The following is a 19,213-nucleotide window of genomic DNA, read 5'->3' as shown; positions in this document are numbered from 1 at the left end:
ATTTAATTTAATCTCTGGATTTTAATAATTTTAAAAAACACCAAGCTAGTAACATACTTGTGACTGCAAAACCAATACATAGACCAAACCAGATTCCGTAACTTTTCCAGAATAACCAATAACCAAAAATTCCCATTGCTGGAATACCGACTATCCAATAGCCAATAGTAGTGGTAGTAAAGCCAACTCTAGTTTTACCAAGACCTCGTAATAAACCAATAAGTATATTTTGAGCACCTTTGAAATATTGGTGTGCAATTGCAAACCACAGAAGGCTTGTTGCTAATGTAAGAACAGTAGGATCAGCTTTGTCTCCAAGAAATGGTAACAATATAATATATGGAAAAATAATATAAAAAGCAGCAATAATGGTCATGATGGTAAAGCTAATAGTAAAACTACGTAGAGCAATTACGCCAATTTTATTTGCTTGATTTTTTCCTATAGCGCGGCTTACTAAAATAGAAGTGCTATGTGACAACCCAATATTAAGCTGATAGACGATATATGCTAACTGATTAACAATATTTGAAGCAGCTAGTGCGATCGGTCCAAAAGTGCCCATCATAATAGTCGCTATGGAAGTAATTGCAGCCTCTGAACCATAAGTTAATGAGATTGGAAATCCCATCTTAGTAAGATGTATAATTATTTCCCATTTAGTTTTCCAAAGATTTAAGGAAATAAGTTTATTGAGAATTTGATCACGCATTACAGTTCTTAGATAAATAAAAAATATACAAAAATTAACTATTGTAGTTGCTAAACCAATACCAACAATTCCAAGATGAGGTAATCCAAACCAGCCATAAATAAAAATTAAATCTAAGAAGGCATTAATAGCAACGGAAACTAAGGTAACTAATAGTAAAGATCCAGCACGACGCATACCAACCGCAAACTGTCTTAAAACATTAAGCCATAGCATAGGTAAAAGGCCTGGTGCTAATGCTAGCATTATTGATTTAGCTAAAGCAGTAATAATCTCACTCTGTCCAAAATAAGCAAGAAAATGAGTTAATATAATAATAAATATAATTGCAATAATACCTGTAATTGTTGCCAATAGAAGACCTGCCTGTATCAGACTTTGTATTTCTTTTATTGCTGATTCATCAAGATTACTATTACCAGTTCTAGTTTCTCCTTTACCAACAGCAGAAGCAATAAGATTACCAAGTCCTGTAACCATACCTACGCACATTGTTCTCATTTGGTTATATAGTATTAAAGCAAGTCCGCCAGCTGCAATAGCTTGGATACTAATTAATCCTAACATTAAAAGATCCGTACTTGTAAGTGCAACTTGAGCTAATTGAAGAGCAATAATAGGGGTTGAAAGTGAGATGATTTCTCTATATTGTCGGAATATCATAATTAGACTGCTATTGTTTTAGATGCAAGAAATATAGAATCTTGATAGGCATCAAAAAGTTGCTGAATGGATAGCTGTATTGACTTATTTAATAAAGAACGTTCCTCTAACCAATTATCATTATAAATAGTATCTAAATATTTCTCCCCAGCATCACAGGCTAATACTACTATTGTACTATTTGGCTCAACAAGCATTAATCTCTTAAGTGCTACATATATTGCCGCACCAGATGTACCACCAAGTAGCATACCCTTACGATATGCAACAACTCGTGCAGTATTAAAAGCATCTATATCAGTTACAGTTAAGCCTTCATCAATTAAGGAATAATCAACATTTGAACCAATAGTAAAGCCTTCTGGTGCTCCAGCACCAGTTTGCAAATATTTGCCAGGCTTACCTCCAAATATGATAGATCCTGTTGGTTCAACACCAATACTAGTTACTTTAGAGCCTAAGTTACGTAATTCTCTAACAGTACCACACAAGGTACCACCAGTACCAACTGCGCCTATTAAATAATCAATATTGGTATCAATATCACTTAACAACTCATTAGCAATATTAGCATAACCTTTACTATTGTTAGGATTATAGTGCTGATCTGGCCAGAATGCACCAGTAGATTTGACAATTTCCTCTGCAACTTGACGGCGCCTAACAGTACTTGGTTTATCAGATCCACTTTCAACAAAAATTAAATTAGCACCTAAAGCTTGCATCGCAAGAAGCTTGTCACGTGAAGCATGATTATCAACAATAGCTGTATATTTATATCCACGTTCAATAGCAATAAAAGCAAGTCCCGTTCCAGTGTTACCTGAAGTAGGCTCAACAATATGACCACCTGGCTTAAGTCTACCATCATACTCTGCAGCTAAAATCATTTCACGAGCCATTCTGACTTTACATGAACCCGTTGGATTAAATTGCTCTAGTTTTACTAATAATCGGCTACCTGAACCTGTACGAGCTAGTTCGAATAGAGGAGTTCCTCCTATTAGCTCAGAAAAATCTGTTATGATTCTTTTTTCTGTAGTTTTATATTTAGAAATCATTAGTCTATTCTCCAAAAATAATCTTGATTTTGTTGAGTGATAACAATCTTTGGTGGTAGAGGTAGTTGATGAAACTCACTCTCATTTTTATCCATTTGATATCCAGCAGTATTAGGGTAAATAATTAAATCACCATATTTTGGTGCAGTAGGAAATTTAATTTTACGCCAAGTTAGTACATCATATTCCATACAACTAGACCCCCCAATAACAACATCAATTGGGCTTTGTGGGCGTGGTGATCCACATTGTATAAGAATAGGGCTAGGTAAAAATTCACTATTTTTCCACTGTTCAGATAGACTCATACTAAGTCCTGCAACTGTTACAATGCCATATTCTGTATTTTTCTTAAAACCTTGAACTGGAAAGATCGTCATTCCAGCGCCATCTAAAAGAGCTCGTCCAGGTTCAAGATAAAGTTGTATTTTTGTATCAATTAGTTTACTTGCTAAACTTATATCTCCTATTGATGATTCTAATATTGTATTAAGCATATCTGCGCCAGTAGGGGACTGATAGTAAGGATAAAAATGACTAAAAGCCTTATTTGCATGAAATTGCTCGGGATTTAATGCTGCTTTGAAATTATTCCAGTCAGCTTCTTCAACATAACTACATGCAAAACCTCCACCGATGGATATTGATGAACTAGAAAAGCCATATTCTCTAGCCTTTATACACCAATCAATTAAGGTAAATGCCATTTCTACTCGTGATTCTACTAAGTAACCATCTATATGAAAGGAAAAGCCTTCCATAATAATATAATTTTTGAAATCTTTACAACGCTCTAGTGCTGTAATGATATCTTTTCGATTAAGTCCAAAACGACTATTAGGACTATTTGTTGGTAGTACTCGTAATAAGATTCTTAATTTATCCTTTGAGTTAGAGACAATGCTAATAGCTCTCTCAAGCTCATCTAAAGCATCAATCGCAACTAGAGCTCCATGACGGTTAGACAACCATAAAAGCTCATTATTTTTAGCAGCACCAGTAACACCAATATCTTCCCCACGAATACCATTACTTAAAGCATCTACAAATTCTGGAACACTAGCAACATCGACAGCTCCATTAAGCTCCGCTATTTCTTTTAGCCATGCTCCTGCTTTGTTTGCCTTCTTGCCAAAGTATACTTGCCCGGGGATATTATGCTTTTGAAGAACTTCTTGAAAGTCTAATAAGTTTTTGGCAAAGCTCTTAGGGTTAATGAGATGAAAAGGACCATTTGTGACATTAGCAATGCTATTTAGCAATGTAGTATTTTGTTGAACATTAATAGCCCAGTCTTGTTGTCGAGCGCACATCAAATTCATTGTTAGCTCCATAATTTAATTTTAGAACCACGTCCTGCTGAAATTGCTCTAGTTGCAAGAGCATTAGCAACGGGAATATCTGTTATTATCATTCCACTTGAAAATACAAAAACTTTATCATTTTGAGAGTTTCTACCTAGTTTGTGACCAGAGATAATATCAGGTAATTCAGCATTTATATTTGCTTCATTATTTGAACCTGCTAGTCGCTTACCAGTAACACCCATTTGCATTTTATTAGTTGCTACAACATAATTCACATCTTGTAATGCACCATTTGCTACTCCTTTGCTAGCAACAGAAATCAGTAGTCCTCCAGGCTTTAACCAATTTGTTTCGATCTTAGGGTGTGCAGCACGTCCTGAGGCTACAACAACAATATCTGATTTACTAACAGCAGCAGGGACATCTTTTACAAGTTCTATCTCACGATCTGGGAAGTGCTTCGAAAATGCTTCAATACTAGCAGCAATTCCATCAGGATGCGTGCCAAATAAACGAAGAGTTTTAAGAGAGGGCACTGCGGTTAGAAGGTATGGGATTGTATTGATTCCTTGTGCTCCAGTACCAATCATTAATGCTGATTCAGTATTCTCTTTTGCACAGTATTTAGCAATGATTGCTGTTGTTGCTGGAGTACGGTAGCTACCAACACGATGACAGTCCATAAATGCAAATGGTAATCCAGTTGTATCATCATAAAGACTAATTGTTGTGTAGTATTTATCAGCATTTTGGCTACCTTGACGATAGGAGGTTTTAAAACCAACTTGTTCTAGAGAACCATCGTAACCAAGCATTGAATAAGAAACTGCATCTTTTTGTTTATTAGGAAGCTCCATCATTAGCTTTGTAGGGCATAGCGACTTTTTATCAGCATAAGTTAAATATGCTTTTTCTACAATATTAATTACGTCTTCTGGATTAAGCTCAATATCAGACAAATCTGAGCGGCTAAGAATATGAATAATAGGGTTATTTGAATAAGACATTTTTTATTCTCCTTTTGATTTTTATATAATTAAAGTAAAATATTTTAATATAGACAGGGTAGAGTAATAAAAATCTATATTTAAATGATAATGGGTATCATTATAATTCTTTAGGAAAGATTCTACACGATAATGATTATCATTTCTATAAAATGTTAAAAAAACTTACATTAATAAACAAAATAAAGGATTTTACTCATTTATTTAAAACTATTTTAACCAATTTGGACCATAAGGAGCGAATGAACAAAATGTGGCGGTTTCAACTTAATTTTTAGATAATTTTGTTACTCAAACCGCTATATCTTGTAAAAAATTTCAAAGAGTTCTCTGTTAAATAGACTTGCGGGATAATGAATATAAGTAAGTCGGTATATTACCGCGCTTTAAGTTCTAAAGATAGTGAACAAATATAAGCCGTATATAAAAATCAATGCCTGATTTTCGGAGATGCTATTTTATTTATTGCATATAATTAGATTTCAAAAAAAGAACTTAGAATTAAATATGATTTCAGCAAACGACAAAAAAAGTATTATCAAGAACTATTAGATAAAAATCCTGAATTTGAAGGAACTTTTTTTGTTGGTGTTAAAACAACAGGTGTTTTTTGTTGTCCCACCTTCCCAGCTAGAAAACCAAAATTTATCAATTGTGAATTCTTTAAGTCAGCTAAGGAAGCTATGTTAGCTTCTTTTAGAGCATGTCAACGCTGCCAACCTCTTTCCCACCCAACAAAGTTTCACCAATCATTAAAAAACTTGTAGAAGCGGTGGAAGCTTGTCCTGAAAAGCGTTGGAAAAATAAAGACTTTAACGAATTATCTATTAATGCATCAACAGCAAGACGTCAATTTAAAAAACGATTTGGTATGACCTTTGTAGAATATGCACTAGCAAGAAGAATGGGGTTGGCTATGAAGCATATTAGAAAAGGAAATTTAGTAATAGATGCTCAACTCTCCTCAGGCTATGAATCTGGTAGTGGGTTTCGTGATGCATTTTCAAAAATCATGGGGGTGGCACCAACAAAATCTGACTGTTGTATATTGAATGTTACTTGGTTAGATACAGAATTAGGACCTATGGTTTGTATTGCTGATAATGATGGCGATACCTATTAGAGTTTGTTGATCGCCGTGGACTAGAACTTGAAGTAGAGCGTCTTAGGAAAAAGCTAAGCGTTGCTATAATTCCTGGAGAGACATCCATTACCAAACAATTGAGGCTTGAACTTGAACAATACTTTAAAGGCATAGGCATGGTATTTAAAACCCCCACTCATTTAATTGGTACTGTATTTCAAAAAGAAGTCTGGGAAACCCTCAAAACGATTCCAATAGGGAAAACACAATCTTATGCCGATCTTGCAAAAAGTGTTAATAAGCCAACAGCATATAGAGCTGTCGCTCAAGCAAACGGTGCTAATCAATTATCCCTTATAATTCCTTGCCATCGAATTATAAATAGCAATGGTAATTTAGGCGGTTATGGTGGAGGTATCATACGAAAGCAATGGCTTATAAATCATGAAAAAAATCACTCTAAGTAATGACAATTCTATGTAACAATTAAAACAAGAAAAAATGAAAAAATTTCTCAAGAAAATTATATAATACTATCTAAACTTTGATCTACCCCGTCAATTTGGGACAGTTTACTACTTCATTTTCCATTATATATTCAAATTGATATGGAGTCATATAATTTATTGTAGAATGTCTCCTTTTTGTATTATAGTAAGCTTCAATATATTCAAATATTGATAGTTTAGCTTCTTCTCTAGTTTTATAGCTTTCATCATGTACTAACTCTACTTTTAAAGTTCCAAAGAAACTTTCACAAGCAGCATTATCGTAACAGCATCCTTTAGAGCTCATACTTGATAGTAGCCATGTTCTTTAATAATGTCTTGATATTGTTTGCTACAGTACTATGACCCTTTATCAGAGTGTATAATCACACCACTAGGAAAATTTCTTCTAAATAATGCCATATTTAAAGCATTACAAACTAAATCCGCTTTCATCCTAGAATCCATTGCCCAACCAATAACTGATCTTGAGAATAAATCTATAATCACACAAAGATACAGCCACCCCTCTTGTGTAGGTACATAAGTTATATCTGTAACCCACCTATGATTTACAGATAAAGCAGTGAAGTTTTGTTCTAATAAATTATCATAAACATGTTTGTTGTGGTTAGAATCTATAGTTTTCTTATGCTTACGAGCCGCTTTAGCATGTAAACCAAGTAATTTCATACGTTTAGATACTCTAGGTTGAGTAACTTTCCAACCCATATCTTTAAGCTCTTTGTATATCCTAACACTTCCATATCTAGATTTATGTTCATTAAAATAGCATCATCTAGTTCAGCATCATTATATTGCCTTTTACCTATAGGTTTATGAATCCATCTGTAATATGAAGATGTGCTCACATTCAAAGATTTACATAGTGTTGTTACTGGCATAACTTTATAATGCTCCTTAATAAAGGCGTACCTTACAGATTTTGCTTTGCAAAGTACGCTGCTGCCTTTTTTAGTATTTCACGCTCTGTTTCTGCCTGTTTGAGTTTTTTCTTCAAATCAGTATTTTCAAAAGATAGTTGCTGGTACTGCGTTTTATAATCTATCTTTATTTCTTTCTGAGGGTTTGACATGGCTTTGGATATCCAACTGCAAATGGTTTTATATTTAACCCCTAAATTATCTGCTATTTCTCGTCTATTTGCATCTGGTTGTAAACATAATTTAACAGCTTCATCTTTAAACTCTTTTGTATATTTCATCTTGTCTCCTTTTCTTAACACCTAAGTGTCCCAAATAGGAGGGTATGATCACTTGCTAAAAAATGTAATGTTGATGAGGTAGATATTTACAAATTAGAAATGGCACAATGTATTCCAAGAAGTTCTTATGAGGTCCGTACTACAGACCTATTTTCAAGCCCTGTTGCGGAAGATCATATTGCTTCAACTAGAATAAAATATTATACCTCTCAATTATAAAATATGCTAAAGAAGCACTTGCTTTATCTGAATTTAATGATTTAACAAAAATAGCTCAACAGCTGAAAAATAATTTTAGCACTCAGTTAGAGAAAAAGTTTAAAGGTATAAAAACTCCAGGGTGCCAAAATTTTGATCAAGCATGGGGATACTGGATTAATGGAACTTGGGGAATTTGCTTAAAAGAATTAAATGTTAGATGTATAGCTAAGAAAGAGCTATCACGATTAGCAATTACTGAACCAATTATATAACTAAGAATGATAAAATAAAGCTTATTGATGCTGTTAATACTTATATATGCTTCTATGGATTTTCCAGTATATAGTATACGACATATATTACCACAAGAAACAATCAATAAATTTCAGCTAGAGATTAACTTAGATATGCACTTATATATAAAAAGATAATCTAGCATCAATTTAGATAAGTCACATCATAACCCATACTATAAAAAGACAAAGAAAGTCTAAACCACACATTCTGTTCATTAGCTCCCTATGGTCCAATTTGATTTTGATTTTTTTTATTAAATTAACAGTTTATAAATATCTCTGGGATGAATTATTATAAAGAATAGTAAGAAATAGTTTATATATTAAAAATATTTTCTAAGGCAGCTTGTATATTTATTTTTAAGGAAGTCACTGTATAATTAGTTTGATCTACAGAGGTTGCTCCATATATACAGACATAATTTTTTATGTTATCAATATAGTCAATATCATAAGGTGTAAGTGCAGCTATATTTATAATTTTATTAGGGGCTATAGAGGTCAGATTAGAATATTTCTTGTTATATGTTTTTAAACTTTCAGATATTAATAAAATTAAATCATAATTTCTTATATCTGCTTCAAGATTATCATTTATATGTTTTGTACTAATACTTATATTTAAATTTTGATTTAAAACTATTTTTTTTAATATTTTATTAAATTCATCTAATCGCTGTTTATCAGAATCAACAATTAAGATATTTTGATTATTTTTAAACTGATATGGAATTAATCCTGAGTTTTTAACAATATTTGTACTTTGTTTTGCAATATCTAATGAAACTTTTTGGTGTTTTTGAGAATTAACTGTTAGATTTGCTCTTTTAACTTGTTCATTCTGAGAAAATTTATATATATATGAATTATGTAAATTATGATTTTGTTTAAATTTTAGAATTTTATAATAAGCCTCATCAACAGCTAGAGCAAATTTAGTGTTTTGCTGATATTCTTTTTCAAGAGTCAGAAAGAATTCTTCTAGCTTATAAATATCTTTTTCAGACCAAATTCTTACAGGCATTAGAACTATATCAATACCAGCTAATATTGCTAACTTTGCTGCCTCAATAGAACCAAAATGAGTGGTAATAGCTTTCATATCCATAGCATCAGATATAATTAGGCCCTTAAATGCTATTTTTTCTTTTAAAAATTTAGTAATAATATTATGTGATAAAGTAGCTGGAATACTAATATCTTGACCTGTTGAAATTGATTTATGAGTAGCGTTATCTAAAGCAGGCATACTGATATGTGCCGACATAATCATACTGTATTTATTAACTAATTTTTGAAAAGGTAATAATTCAATTTTTTTTAAATCATCTAAGCTCTTATTTACACTCGCATTATCTAAATGACTATCTGATGAAGTATCTCCATGACCTGGAAAGTGCTTTACACAATCAATAATTTTAGAATCATGATAGCCATCTATAGCATGTCTAGCATACTCTATAACCGTTTCTGGATTATCTGAATATGATCTAACACCAATAATAGGATTATTCTTATTTGAGTTAACATCAATTACAGGAGCAAAATTTGTATTTATCCCTAAACTATATAACTCATCTCCGATCAGCTTAGCCATAGTATAAGCATTTTCTGGCTTATTTGTAGCAGCAAGTGCCATATTACCACAACCACTAGTACCTTGTTTAATACGATTTACTCGACCTCCTTCTTGATCTGTTGCAAAAAAGAGTGGGGTACTTATGTTTGATTGTATACCTCTTAAAAGAGAAATAGTCTGTTCATTAGTTTCTATATTCTCCTTAAATAAAATGAGGCCACCTAAATTATAGTTCTTAAAAAGCTTATTGACTATAGAATTTATTTTTGTAAAAGCAATAGGTTTCTTATCTGTACTTTCATCCCAATAGCGAAAGTCCATCATAATTAGTTGACCGAGTTTTTTTCTTATAGAATCAGACATTTATGTTAGAACGTAATACTAATATAGAGCTAATATTAACATAGGTGATTATTTTTATTTACATTGCTCAGCCATGACTAACTAAAATTTTTTGACCAGTTAAAGCATTCGTTTTAAATCCAGCTAAGAATATAGCTGTATCTGCAATATCCTGAACAGTTGTAAACTCGCCATAAACTGTACTACCAAGCATAATATTTTAATTACTTCTTCTTCATAAATATTAAGTTCCTTAGCTTGTTCGGGAATTTGCTTTTCTACAAGAGGAGATAACACAAAACCAGGACCTATTAAATTAGATGATATATTGTGCTCAGCTCCTTCTTTTGCTAAAGCTCTTACAAAACCAACCTGAGCATGTTTAGCTGCTACATATGCAGCTTTATTTTTTGATGCAAGAACTGAATGAACAGATCCTACTACAATAACTCTACCACCAGTTTTTAGATCTATCATATGTCTCATCGCTGCTTGAGTCACTAGTAAGGTACCTGTCATGTGTATATCAAATAGTTTTTTCCATGCAGAAATTTTGAAATCAACAATAGGTGAAATTATTTGAATACCTGCATTGTTAATCACTGTATCAATACGCCTATAATACCCCATGAAATTGTAACAACAATTTTGAGAATTTAGTTCCTAAAGTAGCTAAACTATAAATGAGCAATTTAGGATAAATGTAAATGAGTAATAAGAGAAAAATATATACCGTTGAATTTAAGACTAAAGTTGTCTTGGAAGTATTGGGGAAAGATCAAACAATCACACAGTTATCAGTAAAATATAATATTACGCCCAAAAACATAAATAATTGAAAAACAGCCTTTTTAGAAAATGCTGAGTTGGCAATGGATCCATCCAAATCAGTATCACAATATAAAAAAGACAATGCAAAGCTTCAAACCAAGATAGATTAGTATTCTAAGAAGGTTGGACAACTAACAATTGAGAAGGAATTTCTTGAGGGAAAGCTCGTAAGCTTGGGATTATCTGATAGAAAAGCGATGATTGATCCTAAGCATAAATTATCTGTTGTAAAACAAAGTTTCTTATTAGAAGTTTCTAGAGCTGGTTTATATTACAAGCCTGTGGTTAACGAACATAAAGAAGAAGTAAAAGCAAAGCTTATACAGATACATGAGGAGATTCCCTGCTACGGCTATATAAAAGCTCATAAGCAATTAATAGAAGATGGGTTTAGCATCTGTGAGAACACAGTACAAAAGTATCGTAAAGAGTTAGGCATCAAAGCTATATTGGCGGTGAAAAAACCAAACTTAAACTTATCTGAACCTAACAAAGAGCATGCTATTTATAGTTACAAACTAAAAGGTTTAAGCATATTGAGACCTAATCAAGTTTGGTCTACAGATATTACATATATTAAGACTGATGCTGGCACAGTTTATATGGCAGCTATTATTGATTGGTACTCTAAGGCTGTACTAAGTTGGGAGATATCCAACACTATGGATAGTAGTTTAGTTATGAAAGTTTTAAATGAAGCTCTGTATAAATATGGAGTACCAGAAATATTTAACACTGATCAAGGTAGCCAGTACACATCTAACATTCATATCCAAACATTATTGGATAAAAAAATTACTATATCTATGGATGGTAAAGGTAGAGCAACTGATAACATTTGCATCGAAAGATTTTGGAGAAGTGCTAAATGTGAGAGATTTTATTTAAATCAATATCCTGGCATTGTTGAACTAAGAAACGATGTGGATGATTATATCGATTTTTATAATAATAGAAGATTTCATGAGTCTATCAATTATAAAAAACCTATGAAATTTTATTACGATAACTTATTGGAAAAACGGGCGGCTTAGATGGGAACTAAATAATTGAAAATATTGTTTAATTTATTGGGGTAGTATAGCCTAAATTTTTCTACAGTAGTATCAATACCTACTTTTACCTGATCTTCATTTGTTACATCCATTTGTACAGCTAGAGTTTCTATATCATATTTATAAGAAAGATCTCTAGCTACTACTTGAGATTTTCCAAGATCTAAATCTGCTATTACAACTTTTGCCCCCTGTTTTGCGAACTCTGTTGCCATACCTAAACCTAAACCAGAAGCTGCTCCTGTTATTAGTGTAACTTTATTTTTTACAGACATTAAGACATCTCCTATAAACTATAATGAGGTTTGCTAATTATTATATAACAAAATTAAGCTAATTGATCACATAAGAGGTGTCAAAATTTTCATAAAGCTTTCTATGAGTAAGCTAGTACGCTTAGTTGTCATATGATCAGTGTCTTTGCTAGAATCAGCTAGAATCTTATCTGCCCAGCTATATAGTTTCTGAACATGATCTTGACTATATATAAAAGTTGCTATCTCATAATTCAAGAATAAGCTACGATTATCTAGATTTACTGAGCCTAGCATTGCAAGGTTATTATCAATTAGAACAGCCTTTGCATGTACCATGTTTTTTGTAAAATGAATAGCTATATTAAATTTTAGAAAATCTCGGATATAGCTTGCTCTAGCTCTATCTACTATTTTATGATTGGATTTCTTAGGTGTTATAATTTTTACTTCAACACCTCTTTTTTTAGCTAAAACTATAGAATGATATAATTCAGCAGAAGGTACTAAATATGGTGTTATAATCCATAATTTATTTTTAGCAGAATTAATAGCGGTAATTAGACCTGAATATAAAGGATCTTCTTGTAGGTCAGGTCCAGATGGGATTACTTGCACAAATCCTTCCTGAGAAATATTGTTATTTACTTTAAAATCTAACTCTTGATTTGTAGCAAAATACCAATCTGAGCAAAAAACTTTTAAAAAATATAGTAATGATTCACCCTGAATTTTAAATAACAAGTCATCCCACATTCCTTCGTGTTCGATTGGTGACATATATTCATCACCAATATTCATTCCACCACTAAATACAATTTTATTATCAAAAATATATATTTTCCTATGATTTCTATAATTAATATAGTTACGTAATGGGTTAGTCAAAACAGGCATAAAGAAGACAACTTCAGCTCCTAATTTTCTTAAATTTTTAAATATTTTTTTATTATGACGATAGACATATAGTGAACCAAGTGAGTCTACCATCATCTTTACTTCAACACCTTCAGCAGCTTTTTTTTCTAAAGCATTTATAACAAGTTTAGATGTAGTGTCATTTTTAAAAACATAGGTTTGTATATAGATGTTATTTTTTGCTGAGTTGATAGCTTCTATAAAAGCTTGAAAAGCTTTAACACCATCTGTGTATATTTCAAAAGAGTTTTTTCCTCTGAGAGTTGGTAAATCCATACTAGAAAAAACATTAATAGTATCCATGGGTAAATCTTGACACTTATGTTCTTTTGTTAAGCATGTTTTTTGTAGGGTAGGTTGACTAATATCCATAGTCTCTTTTTGCCAAAAGCTACGCTTGTCTTTACGTTGAAATATAAAAAAGAAGGGAATTGCAACATAGGGAATAAAAAGTATTGCTAAAAGCCAAGCTAAAATATTTGATGCAGATTTTTTGTCTACTATAAGCTTTAGTACAACTAAAATTGTTAAAGCCTGACAAATGAATAAAACTATATTTGCTTCTACTATATATAGTAAACTTAAAAAGAAATTTTCCATTTTTTAGAAAAAATATAAAAATAATAATTATTCTATAAATTCTAACACAGTGAAAACATTCTAGATAGCAGACCCAATTAGAATAGGTTCATAAACTGGAAATATAGTTTCTAGAATCCCTATAAACCTATATTCTCTTTCAATTTAAAACTAGTTCTTCCAAATCGCTTAATAGATTCAGTTAAGTATAAATTAAGTTTTCTAATGTAGAATTATATCTCTATAGGTTTTTCATTTTATCTAGATTATTAGCAGCAACAAGTTTTCTGCTTCTAAATTTCATCCAATTTGACAATTTAAAGATTATTGATTTAATATATTAATTTTTTGTAGATTTTATAAAATACAGATATCAAAGATATTATATACTTAATCGTTATTTCTAGCGTTAAAATAACCTACTGTCAATAGGCATTGAAAATTGACCCCTATAGGCACCGAATTTTTGACCCCCTAGAGGACCTAAAATGACTGATTTTTAGTCAGTCAAAATCATCTGTTTTATTTCCTATTTTTAAGTCTAAAACTATCATTGCCAGTTTCAATAATTTCATAGTTAAAAGTTAAACGATCTAGCATAGCTGAAGTCATCTTCTTATCCCTAAAAATCTGTGTCCATTCTCCAAAAGATAAATTTGAAGTTATAATCAAAGATACATTTTCATGTAACTTACTCAGAAGGTGGAATAATAAAGCTCCTTCAGACTTTGAGAAAGGTAAATAGCCCAATTCATCTAAAACAATCACATCCATTGATTTTAACTTTTCCGCAAGCTTTCCCGAGTTATTGTTTAACTTCTGCTGCTCTAATTGGTTAACCAAATCAACGATATTGTGAAATCTTGCTTTCCTACCTAATTTGACTATTTCTCTAGCAATGGCTATAGCTGTATGAGTCTTACCAGTGCCAGTAACCACCAACTAAAATAATGTTACGCTTACTATCTACCAAACCTGTGCTTTGTAAGCCTATAACAAGCTCTTTGTTGATTACACTCTTATCAAAATCAAATTCATCCAAAGATTTAGCTGTAGGGAACTTAGCCAATTTAATTTGATTATTAATTGATTTAACAGCTCTATAACTGACCTCTTTCTCAAGTTGCTCCTCTAACCACTTATAATATTGAGTATCATCCTTATCAATCTCTTTAAGACCATCTAAAACTGTACTTAGATGTAACTTTTTTAAATACTCTTGAAGTTCTATCATATTTATAGACCTCCTAATAATTGATTATAATTATTACAGTTAGCTATTGGTGGATTCTTAAGCTTTAGACTATCATCAACATCAACTATAGGTGCACCTTTCTCACATTTTAAACGTATTATTGAGTTTATAATATGCTGAGAATTTATAACATTACTACCAATATCTAAGTCACATGCTATTTCAACAGCCTCAATGCCATAATCTCTCAAAGATAATAGAACCTCAACAGCTTGCCTATCTCCACCGTTCTTAGACATCAGAAGATCTTTAACTTTTAAAATACTTTTAGGTAAAACCCAATCTTTAAAAGGTTCTCCATTTCTCAACGCTCCTGGCTTTCTTTCCAAAAGGTTTAGATAATGATATGGGTTAAGTATCCTTTTATTTCTATCTAAACATATATCATGTGTAGCAATCTTGTTACCATTACAGAAAATTCTTATTTTGCTTGGATAAGCTCTAACATCTACAGATCTATTAGCATATTCACAAGCGACACTATATCTATTACTATCGTAGCTAACCAAACAGGTCTTATCTACCTTGCGTGTAATTTCTTTATACCCATTAAAGGGGGAACTAAAGTCTCGCAATAAGCTTTTTTCTTGTCTAAACACATCATAAATAGTTTTATCTCTTATTTCTGTATGTTTGCGTTGTTTAGATATATCTAATACTCTTTGTTGTAAATGTCTATTAAGCTCCTCCAATGTATCAAATTTCAACCTTGGCTTGAATAGCCAATCTCTGATATTATCAACTTGGTTTTCTACTTGTCCTTTTTCCCATCCTGAAGCTGGGTTACATGCTGTGGGCTCTATAACATAATGCTTTAACATACATAAGAAGTTTTGATTGAACTTACGGTTGGATTTGCTCACAAACACTTTATCTACTGCTGTTTTCATATTATCATAGATACCTCTTTGAGTTACTCCACCAAAGAACTCAAAAGCCTTATCATGTGCATCAAACAGCATTTCTTGACTTTCTCTTAGGTATGCAATCACAAAAAACATCCTGCTATAAGACAATTTAAAATGAGCTAATTTTATTTTAGTTATCTTTACACCTAACTCTACAGTTTCTTCACTCCAATCAAATTGGTAAGCTTCATCAGGGTCAAAGTATAGTGGTATAAAGCTATCCTTTAGTTGAGCAGTGTGTTTTTCGTAGTATTTCTTAACATACCTTTCTTACAGAATCATAAGAGCCTGTATAGCCTAGAGCTTCTAACTGGTTATGATATTTACGAGTACTTCTCTGAGATTTCTTTTCTAGCTTCAAATCATGTGCAAGCATTTCTTCAAGTATCTTGATATAGTCTTGTAACTTTGGGTAAAAAGTCACTTTACGTTGATATTGTTTAGGAATATACTCAACATCTTTTTCTCGGATAATTTTTCTGACTGTGTTCTTTGACACATTCAGGCTAGTACATATTTCACTTATTGAATTGCCTTCACGACGCATTACTAAAATGGCTGTTTTTTTATCCATTTTTATCACCTTAATTTAAGCCCTATATTTATAAAAAATGTAGGGTAGTTTACCACCTCAGGGGGGCATTTTTCTGTGCTTATTTGCCCCTAAAAGGGGGCATTTTTGCATGCTTATTCACACCTAAGTTTATGAAACCAAAATTTGCATCACACATTCTATTTTTTTCATTAATTATAGCGTAGCAGCTATTACTGATCTTTTGTAATTTCATTTAAATTAGCTTATTTTAAAGCTCCCTATATATGGATTTATTGTATCAAAGTTGTAAAAATTATTTTGTTTATGTTATTGTTAATTTTTAATGGGGTTTATCAAAAACTGATGAAAAAATAACTAATAATTTAGTTTTTTATTGATTAAACATACTGAGTGGGTAGCTATACCTTCTTTTCTACCAACAAAGCCTAATTTCTCAGTAGTAGTAGCTTTGATATTTATTTGATTGATTTCTATATCCAAAATATTAGCTAAACAAGATTTCATATCTTCAATATACGGGAGCATTTTTGGAACTTGGGCGACTATAGTACAGTCAATATTTCCAATATGATAAGCTTTTTTATTGAGCATTTTTTTTATCTCAGCTAAGAAAAATTTACTATCAGTATTTTTATATTGACTATCAGTATCTGGAAAGTGTTTACCAATATCTCCAAGCCCTAGAGCTCCAAGTATAGCATCACATAATGCATGTATAAGAACATCACCGTCAGAGTGAGCTTCTAAGCCAAGATGATAAGGTATTTCTATACCACCAATAACGATATTTTGCTTTTGATCTGTGAATTTGTGGACATCATAGCCATGACCTATTCGAAACATATTTTCAGCCTTGTGTAATAGGGTAATTATTATTTAACCAGTCTTGGATACCACCAGTAATAGAAATAACATCTGCATAGCCCATTTGTTGTAAGCTAAGAGTAGCTAAAGCTGAACGAAAACCACTACCACAATATAAGTATATTTTTTGATTTTTGTTTGGTACTAGATTTTCGATTTTAACTTCAATTTTTCCTTTGCTTAGGTGTGTTGCTCCTTGGATATGAAATCTATTAAATTCAGATTCCTCTCTTACATCAAGAATTACTCCATCAAAATTATTAGAGTTTATTTTATTGAATAGATCAGTAGCTGAGCATTCTTTGATTTGTGATTTTGCATTGTTAACAAGTTTTAAAAACTCAACAGGTCTAGCCTCTTTTGGTGAGACTGTAGGGTATCTTTTCATATTCCAGCCTCTCCAGCCACCATCAACTGAAATTACGTTGTTGTATCCCATTTTTTTTAGTGTCTCAGCAACTAAAGCAGATCTATAACCACCACCACAATAAAAATACATTTTCTGATTTTTATTTGGTATTGCTGATTCAATAGCACTTTCAATAATTCCTTTACTTATATGGATTGCGTTTGGGATATAACCATTTGCAAATTCAGACTCTTCGCGAGTATCTATCAAAATACCATCAAGAGAGTTATCTTGATTCATTCTATAAATATCATCGACTGTGCATTCTTGTATTTTTGCTTTTGCTTGATCTACTTTTTTTACGAATCCTTGGGAGTGTTGCATCTTTATCACCTTAATTTTGTGTTTATCTAAATTAATATATTATATTCTTATTCAACCAAAAAGAATATCTATAACAGGTAACTTATAATTTGGAATATTATAATAACTATAGCGATAGTAAGAGCTACTGTATTTAGAGTCTTATTTTTCATGGAAGAGTATATAATATTATAGTCTTTATTACGTAGGATCCTAACCATGTTTAAAGGGCAAGAAACAAGCATAATTAGTGAAAAAAGCCCTACAATAGATAAGGCAATTAAAAAGAGTTTTTTAAAATAATAATTTAAAACAATTGGTAGGATGAAAAGTAAAAAACTAAGAAGTATATTCTTACTTATTTTTGAAAAGTTATTCATCTTAAATCTATCTAAAATTAGATCTTTTAGTGCTAAAGAAAGAGTTATGAATGCTGTAGTTACAGATATTGATATAAAACTATATATCAAAGTTATTATTTCAGGAGATTTAATATTTGCTTTGAGTATGTAGATAAGCTGAGTAATGCTATCTTGAGTACTTAACGGACCACTAAGTATTGATGCAAAGCTATTTTTATCTCCATAAATAGCAATATTACCAAAGATAGCAACAATCCAACAAATATAAATTAATAAAATTATCATTGATGCTACCATGATAATTCTTCTTATATCTTTAGGGTGTGGGCCTACATAATTTACTACTGTAGGCACTATGATATGTGCAGAAAATGTTGTTGCTAATATTGGCAGTGCAATAATTAATTCTTTAAAATTACTAAAACCATACTTATCTAAGTTTATTGACTGTACTGATTTAAATAATTGAATAATTGTAAACAGTATAATTATAAGTTTTAAGGTTAAAAAAAGTCTATTTAACCATTCAGCATGGCTAGTACCTTTTAGAATAAAACCACCAAAGATAATAACAAAGCCTATTTCTATAAGTATATAATTAATATTTAGCAGGCTTTCTAAAGATGATCCTATAGCAGATATATATGCTGCTAACATTCCATAGAGTATGCCAAAGGCACAAATATATACTAAAACGATTCCTGGTTTTTCAAAAAGTTTATGGGCAAGTCCGAGATAACTAATTCCTTTTTCAAAATGTAGACATGCCTCTGCTACAGCTAGAGTTGAGTATGTCATCAAAAGCCACATTAGAAACATTATTATACAACCAATTAAAATTCCAAAATATGAAAGAATCATTGGTATCGCAAGAATACCACCACCTAGTGAAGTACCAATAATTAAGAAAATACATCCAATTTGTTTGTTTATATTTGTCACAAATAAGGTTTA

26 protein-coding genes are annotated in these 19,213 nt (G+C 31.5%); 6 read left to right on the top strand and 20 right to left on the bottom strand.

Going from position 1 to position 19,213, the window contains the following annotated elements; genetic code table 11:
* Positions 1-7 precede the first annotated feature (7 nt).
* Genes CDV26_RS07410 through CDV26_RS07395 form a run of 4 tightly spaced genes read right to left on the bottom strand, consistent with a single transcriptional unit; the run spans position 8 to position 4,750 of the window.
* Entirely contained in the window at positions 8-1,375 is a 1,368-nt protein-coding gene (locus tag CDV26_RS07410) for an MATE family efflux transporter (RefSeq protein ID WP_088772733.1), read from the bottom strand.
* 2 nt (positions 1,376-1,377) lie between these two features.
* Complete coding sequence (locus CDV26_RS07405) at positions 1,378-2,436, bottom strand: PLP-dependent cysteine synthase family protein (protein WP_088772732.1); 1,059 nt, start codon at positions 2,434-2,436, stop codon at positions 1,378-1,380.
* A complete protein-coding gene (locus CDV26_RS07400; protein WP_088773474.1) occupies positions 2,436-3,758 on the bottom strand; it encodes a type III PLP-dependent enzyme domain-containing protein in 1,323 nt (440 codons plus the stop codon). The genes CDV26_RS07405 and CDV26_RS07400 overlap by 1 nt, the downstream gene beginning before the upstream one ends.
* A gap of 2 nt (positions 3,759-3,760) precedes the next feature.
* A complete protein-coding gene (locus CDV26_RS07395; protein WP_088772731.1) occupies positions 3,761-4,750 on the bottom strand; it encodes an ornithine cyclodeaminase in 990 nt (329 codons plus the stop codon).
* A 479-nt stretch (positions 4,751-5,229) separates the two neighbouring features.
* On the opposite strand from CDV26_RS07395, the gene CDV26_RS14045 reads away from it, so the two are divergent.
* The 3 genes from CDV26_RS14045 to CDV26_RS12685 all read left to right on the top strand — a co-directional run bounded on the left by CDV26_RS14045 (position 5,230) and on the right by CDV26_RS12685 (position 6,301).
* Positions 5,230-5,517 carry an Ada metal-binding domain-containing protein gene (locus CDV26_RS14045; RefSeq protein WP_211276392.1) on the top strand — a complete coding sequence of 96 codons (288 nt, stop codon included), beginning with the start codon at positions 5,230-5,232 and terminating at the stop codon, positions 5,515-5,517.
* The gene (locus CDV26_RS12690; RefSeq protein ID WP_211276362.1) at positions 5,454-5,873 is read left to right on the top strand and encodes a helix-turn-helix domain-containing protein; all 420 of its coding nucleotides are present in this window, start codon (positions 5,454-5,456) and stop codon (positions 5,871-5,873) included. The genes CDV26_RS14045 and CDV26_RS12690 overlap by 64 nt, the downstream gene beginning before the upstream one ends.
* A 137-nt stretch (positions 5,874-6,010) precedes the next feature.
* Complete coding sequence (locus CDV26_RS12685; RefSeq protein WP_211276361.1) at positions 6,011-6,301, top strand: methylated-DNA--[protein]-cysteine S-methyltransferase; 291 nt, start codon at positions 6,011-6,013, stop codon at positions 6,299-6,301.
* A gap of 82 nt (positions 6,302-6,383) precedes the next feature.
* On the opposite strand, the gene CDV26_RS07385 is transcribed toward CDV26_RS12685, so the two are convergent.
* From CDV26_RS07385 to CDV26_RS07375, 4 genes are read right to left on the bottom strand one after another with little or no spacing between them, the layout of a single operon-like run.
* Entirely contained in the window at positions 6,384-6,629 is a 246-nt protein-coding gene (locus tag CDV26_RS07385) for an IS3 family transposase (protein ID WP_088771625.1), read from the bottom strand.
* A gap of 53 nt (positions 6,630-6,682) precedes the next feature.
* Positions 6,683-7,054 carry a DDE-type integrase/transposase/recombinase gene (locus tag CDV26_RS07380; RefSeq protein WP_088773473.1) on the bottom strand — a complete coding sequence of 124 codons (372 nt, stop codon included), beginning with the start codon at positions 7,052-7,054 and terminating at the stop codon, positions 6,683-6,685.
* On the bottom strand, positions 7,012-7,227 hold the full coding sequence (locus CDV26_RS12175; RefSeq protein ID WP_088771820.1) for a hypothetical protein: 216 nt from the start codon (positions 7,225-7,227) through the stop codon (positions 7,012-7,014). The genes CDV26_RS07380 and CDV26_RS12175 overlap by 43 nt, the downstream gene beginning before the upstream one ends.
* A 32-nt stretch (positions 7,228-7,259) precedes the next feature.
* Positions 7,260-7,568 (bottom strand): transposase, encoded by a 309-nt coding sequence (locus tag CDV26_RS07375; RefSeq protein WP_157671537.1) that lies wholly within the window; start codon positions 7,566-7,568, stop codon positions 7,260-7,262.
* 176 nt (positions 7,569-7,744) lie between these two features.
* On the opposite strand from CDV26_RS07375, the gene CDV26_RS14040 reads away from it, so the two are divergent.
* Entirely contained in the window at positions 7,745-8,020 is a 276-nt protein-coding gene (locus tag CDV26_RS14040) for a DUF6058 family natural product biosynthesis protein (RefSeq protein WP_420809900.1), read from the top strand.
* Positions 8,021-8,360: 340 nt separating this feature from the next.
* On the opposite strand, the gene CDV26_RS07365 is transcribed toward CDV26_RS14040, so the two are convergent.
* Together CDV26_RS07365 and CDV26_RS07360 are read right to left on the bottom strand one after the other, a co-directional pair.
* Positions 8,361-9,986, bottom strand: coding sequence for a glycoside hydrolase family 3 N-terminal domain-containing protein (locus tag CDV26_RS07365; protein ID WP_088772728.1), 1,626 nt, complete (start codon positions 9,984-9,986; stop codon positions 8,361-8,363).
* Between the two features lie 123 nt (positions 9,987-10,109).
* Positions 10,110-10,595, bottom strand: coding sequence for an SDR family NAD(P)-dependent oxidoreductase (locus CDV26_RS07360; RefSeq protein ID WP_245806413.1), 486 nt, complete (start codon positions 10,593-10,595; stop codon positions 10,110-10,112).
* 77 nt (positions 10,596-10,672) lie between these two features.
* Here CDV26_RS07360 and CDV26_RS13600 point away from each other — a divergent pair, with 77 nt between their 5' ends.
* Both CDV26_RS13600 and CDV26_RS07355 read left to right on the top strand, forming a co-directional pair.
* Positions 10,673-10,804, top strand: a complete 132-nt coding sequence (locus CDV26_RS13600; protein ID WP_169709695.1) for a transposase — start codon at positions 10,673-10,675, stop codon at positions 10,802-10,804.
* A 165-nt stretch (positions 10,805-10,969) separates the two neighbouring features.
* Positions 10,970-11,830 (top strand): IS3 family transposase, encoded by an 861-nt coding sequence (locus CDV26_RS07355; protein ID WP_088772727.1) that lies wholly within the window; start codon positions 10,970-10,972, stop codon positions 11,828-11,830.
* On the opposite strand, the gene CDV26_RS07350 is transcribed toward CDV26_RS07355, so the two are convergent.
* The 10 genes from CDV26_RS07350 to CDV26_RS07310 form a co-directional block, all read right to left on the bottom strand.
* Positions 11,827-12,126: an SDR family NAD(P)-dependent oxidoreductase gene (locus tag CDV26_RS07350; protein WP_088772726.1), complete on the bottom strand. Its 300-nt coding sequence runs from the start codon at positions 12,124-12,126 to the stop codon at positions 11,827-11,829. The two genes, CDV26_RS07355 and CDV26_RS07350, sit on opposite strands and share 4 nt — an antisense overlap.
* A gap of 66 nt (positions 12,127-12,192) precedes the next feature.
* Complete coding sequence (gene cls, locus CDV26_RS07345) at positions 12,193-13,623, bottom strand: cardiolipin synthase (RefSeq protein WP_088772725.1); 1,431 nt, start codon at positions 13,621-13,623, stop codon at positions 12,193-12,195.
* A 501-nt stretch (positions 13,624-14,124) separates the two neighbouring features.
* Positions 14,125-14,541 carry an ATP-binding protein gene (locus tag CDV26_RS07340; protein ID WP_157671310.1) on the bottom strand — a complete coding sequence of 139 codons (417 nt, stop codon included), beginning with the start codon at positions 14,539-14,541 and terminating at the stop codon, positions 14,125-14,127.
* Complete coding sequence (locus CDV26_RS07335; RefSeq protein WP_088771691.1) at positions 14,522-14,836, bottom strand: ATP-binding protein; 315 nt, start codon at positions 14,834-14,836, stop codon at positions 14,522-14,524. Before CDV26_RS07335 ends, CDV26_RS07340 begins: the two co-directional genes overlap by 20 nt.
* Before the next feature lie 2 nt (positions 14,837-14,838).
* Positions 14,839-15,978 (bottom strand): IS21 family transposase, encoded by a 1,140-nt coding sequence (gene istA / locus CDV26_RS07330; RefSeq protein WP_088771690.1) that lies wholly within the window; start codon positions 15,976-15,978, stop codon positions 14,839-14,841.
* 43 nt (positions 15,979-16,021) lie between these two features.
* Complete coding sequence (locus CDV26_RS07325; RefSeq protein WP_088771689.1) at positions 16,022-16,339, bottom strand: helix-turn-helix domain-containing protein; 318 nt, start codon at positions 16,337-16,339, stop codon at positions 16,022-16,024.
* A 79-nt stretch (positions 16,340-16,418) separates the two neighbouring features.
* A complete protein-coding gene (locus CDV26_RS13595) occupies positions 16,419-16,553 on the bottom strand; it encodes a hypothetical protein (RefSeq protein WP_255321797.1) in 135 nt (44 codons plus the stop codon).
* 122 nt (positions 16,554-16,675) lie between these two features.
* Complete coding sequence (ispF, locus tag CDV26_RS07320) at positions 16,676-17,164, bottom strand: 2-C-methyl-D-erythritol 2,4-cyclodiphosphate synthase (protein ID WP_088772724.1); 489 nt, start codon at positions 17,162-17,164, stop codon at positions 16,676-16,678.
* Positions 17,165-17,168: 4 nt separating this feature from the next.
* The gene (locus CDV26_RS07315) at positions 17,169-17,918 is read right to left on the bottom strand and encodes a rhodanese-like domain-containing protein (protein WP_088772723.1); all 750 of its coding nucleotides are present in this window, start codon (positions 17,916-17,918) and stop codon (positions 17,169-17,171) included.
* Positions 17,919-17,986: 68 nt separating this feature from the next.
* Positions 17,987-19,201, bottom strand: a complete 1,215-nt coding sequence (locus tag CDV26_RS07310) for an aromatic amino acid transport family protein (protein WP_088772722.1) — start codon at positions 19,199-19,201, stop codon at positions 17,987-17,989.
* Positions 19,202-19,213: the final 12 nt, after the last annotated feature.

It is taken from the genome of Francisella halioticida (assembly GCF_002211785.1).
Classification (GTDB): domain Bacteria; phylum Pseudomonadota; class Gammaproteobacteria; order Francisellales; family Francisellaceae; genus Francisella; species Francisella halioticida.
This window is presented reverse-complemented; position numbering and strand designations above follow the sequence as displayed.

Coding starts and splice junctions, on each gene's coding strand:
- CDV26_RS07405 (WP_088772732.1), bottom strand. CDS start 2,436: ATGATTTCTAAATATAAAACTACAGAAAAAAGAATCATAACAGATTTT.
- CDV26_RS12175 (WP_088771820.1), bottom strand. CDS start 7,227: ATGCCAGTAACAACACTATGTAAATCTTTGAATGTGAGCACATCTTCA.
- CDV26_RS07360 (WP_245806413.1), bottom strand. CDS start 10,595: ATGGGGTATTATAGGCGTATTGATACAGTGATTAACAATGCAGGTATT.
- CDV26_RS07395 (WP_088772731.1), bottom strand. CDS start 4,750: ATGTCTTATTCAAATAACCCTATTATTCATATTCTTAGCCGCTCAGAT.
- CDV26_RS13595 (WP_255321797.1), bottom strand. CDS start 16,553: ATGAAATTACAAAAGATCAGTAATAGCTGCTACGCTATAATTAATGAA.
- CDV26_RS07365 (WP_088772728.1), bottom strand. CDS start 9,986: ATGTCTGATTCTATAAGAAAAAAACTCGGTCAACTAATTATGATGGAC.
- CDV26_RS12685 (WP_211276361.1), top strand. CDS start 6,011: ATGGTATTTAAAACCCCCACTCATTTAATTGGTACTGTATTTCAAAAA.
- CDV26_RS13600 (WP_169709695.1), top strand. CDS start 10,673: ATGAGTAATAAGAGAAAAATATATACCGTTGAATTTAAGACTAAAGTT.
- CDV26_RS07385 (WP_088771625.1), bottom strand. CDS start 6,629: ATGAGCTCTAAAGGATGCTGTTACGATAATGCTGCTTGTGAAAGTTTC.
- CDV26_RS07325 (WP_088771689.1), bottom strand. CDS start 16,339: ATGGATAAAAAAACAGCCATTTTAGTAATGCGTCGTGAAGGCAATTCA.
- cls (WP_088772725.1), bottom strand. CDS start 13,623: ATGGAAAATTTCTTTTTAAGTTTACTATATATAGTAGAAGCAAATATA.
- CDV26_RS07410 (WP_088772733.1), bottom strand. CDS start 1,375: ATGATATTCCGACAATATAGAGAAATCATCTCACTTTCAACCCCTATT.
- ispF (WP_088772724.1), bottom strand. CDS start 17,164: ATGTTTCGAATAGGTCATGGCTATGATGTCCACAAATTCACAGATCAA.
- CDV26_RS07400 (WP_088773474.1), bottom strand. CDS start 3,758: ATGAATTTGATGTGCGCTCGACAACAAGACTGGGCTATTAATGTTCAA.
- CDV26_RS07315 (WP_088772723.1), bottom strand. CDS start 17,918: ATGCAACACTCCCAAGGATTCGTAAAAAAAGTAGATCAAGCAAAAGCA.
- CDV26_RS07380 (WP_088773473.1), bottom strand. CDS start 7,054: ATGGGTTGGAAAGTTACTCAACCTAGAGTATCTAAACGTATGAAATTA.
- CDV26_RS07335 (WP_088771691.1), bottom strand. CDS start 14,836: ATGATAGAACTTCAAGAGTATTTAAAAAAGTTACATCTAAGTACAGTT.
- CDV26_RS07350 (WP_088772726.1), bottom strand. CDS start 12,126: ATGTCTGTAAAAAATAAAGTTACACTAATAACAGGAGCAGCTTCTGGT.
- CDV26_RS12690 (WP_211276362.1), top strand. CDS start 5,454: ATGTCAACGCTGCCAACCTCTTTCCCACCCAACAAAGTTTCACCAATC.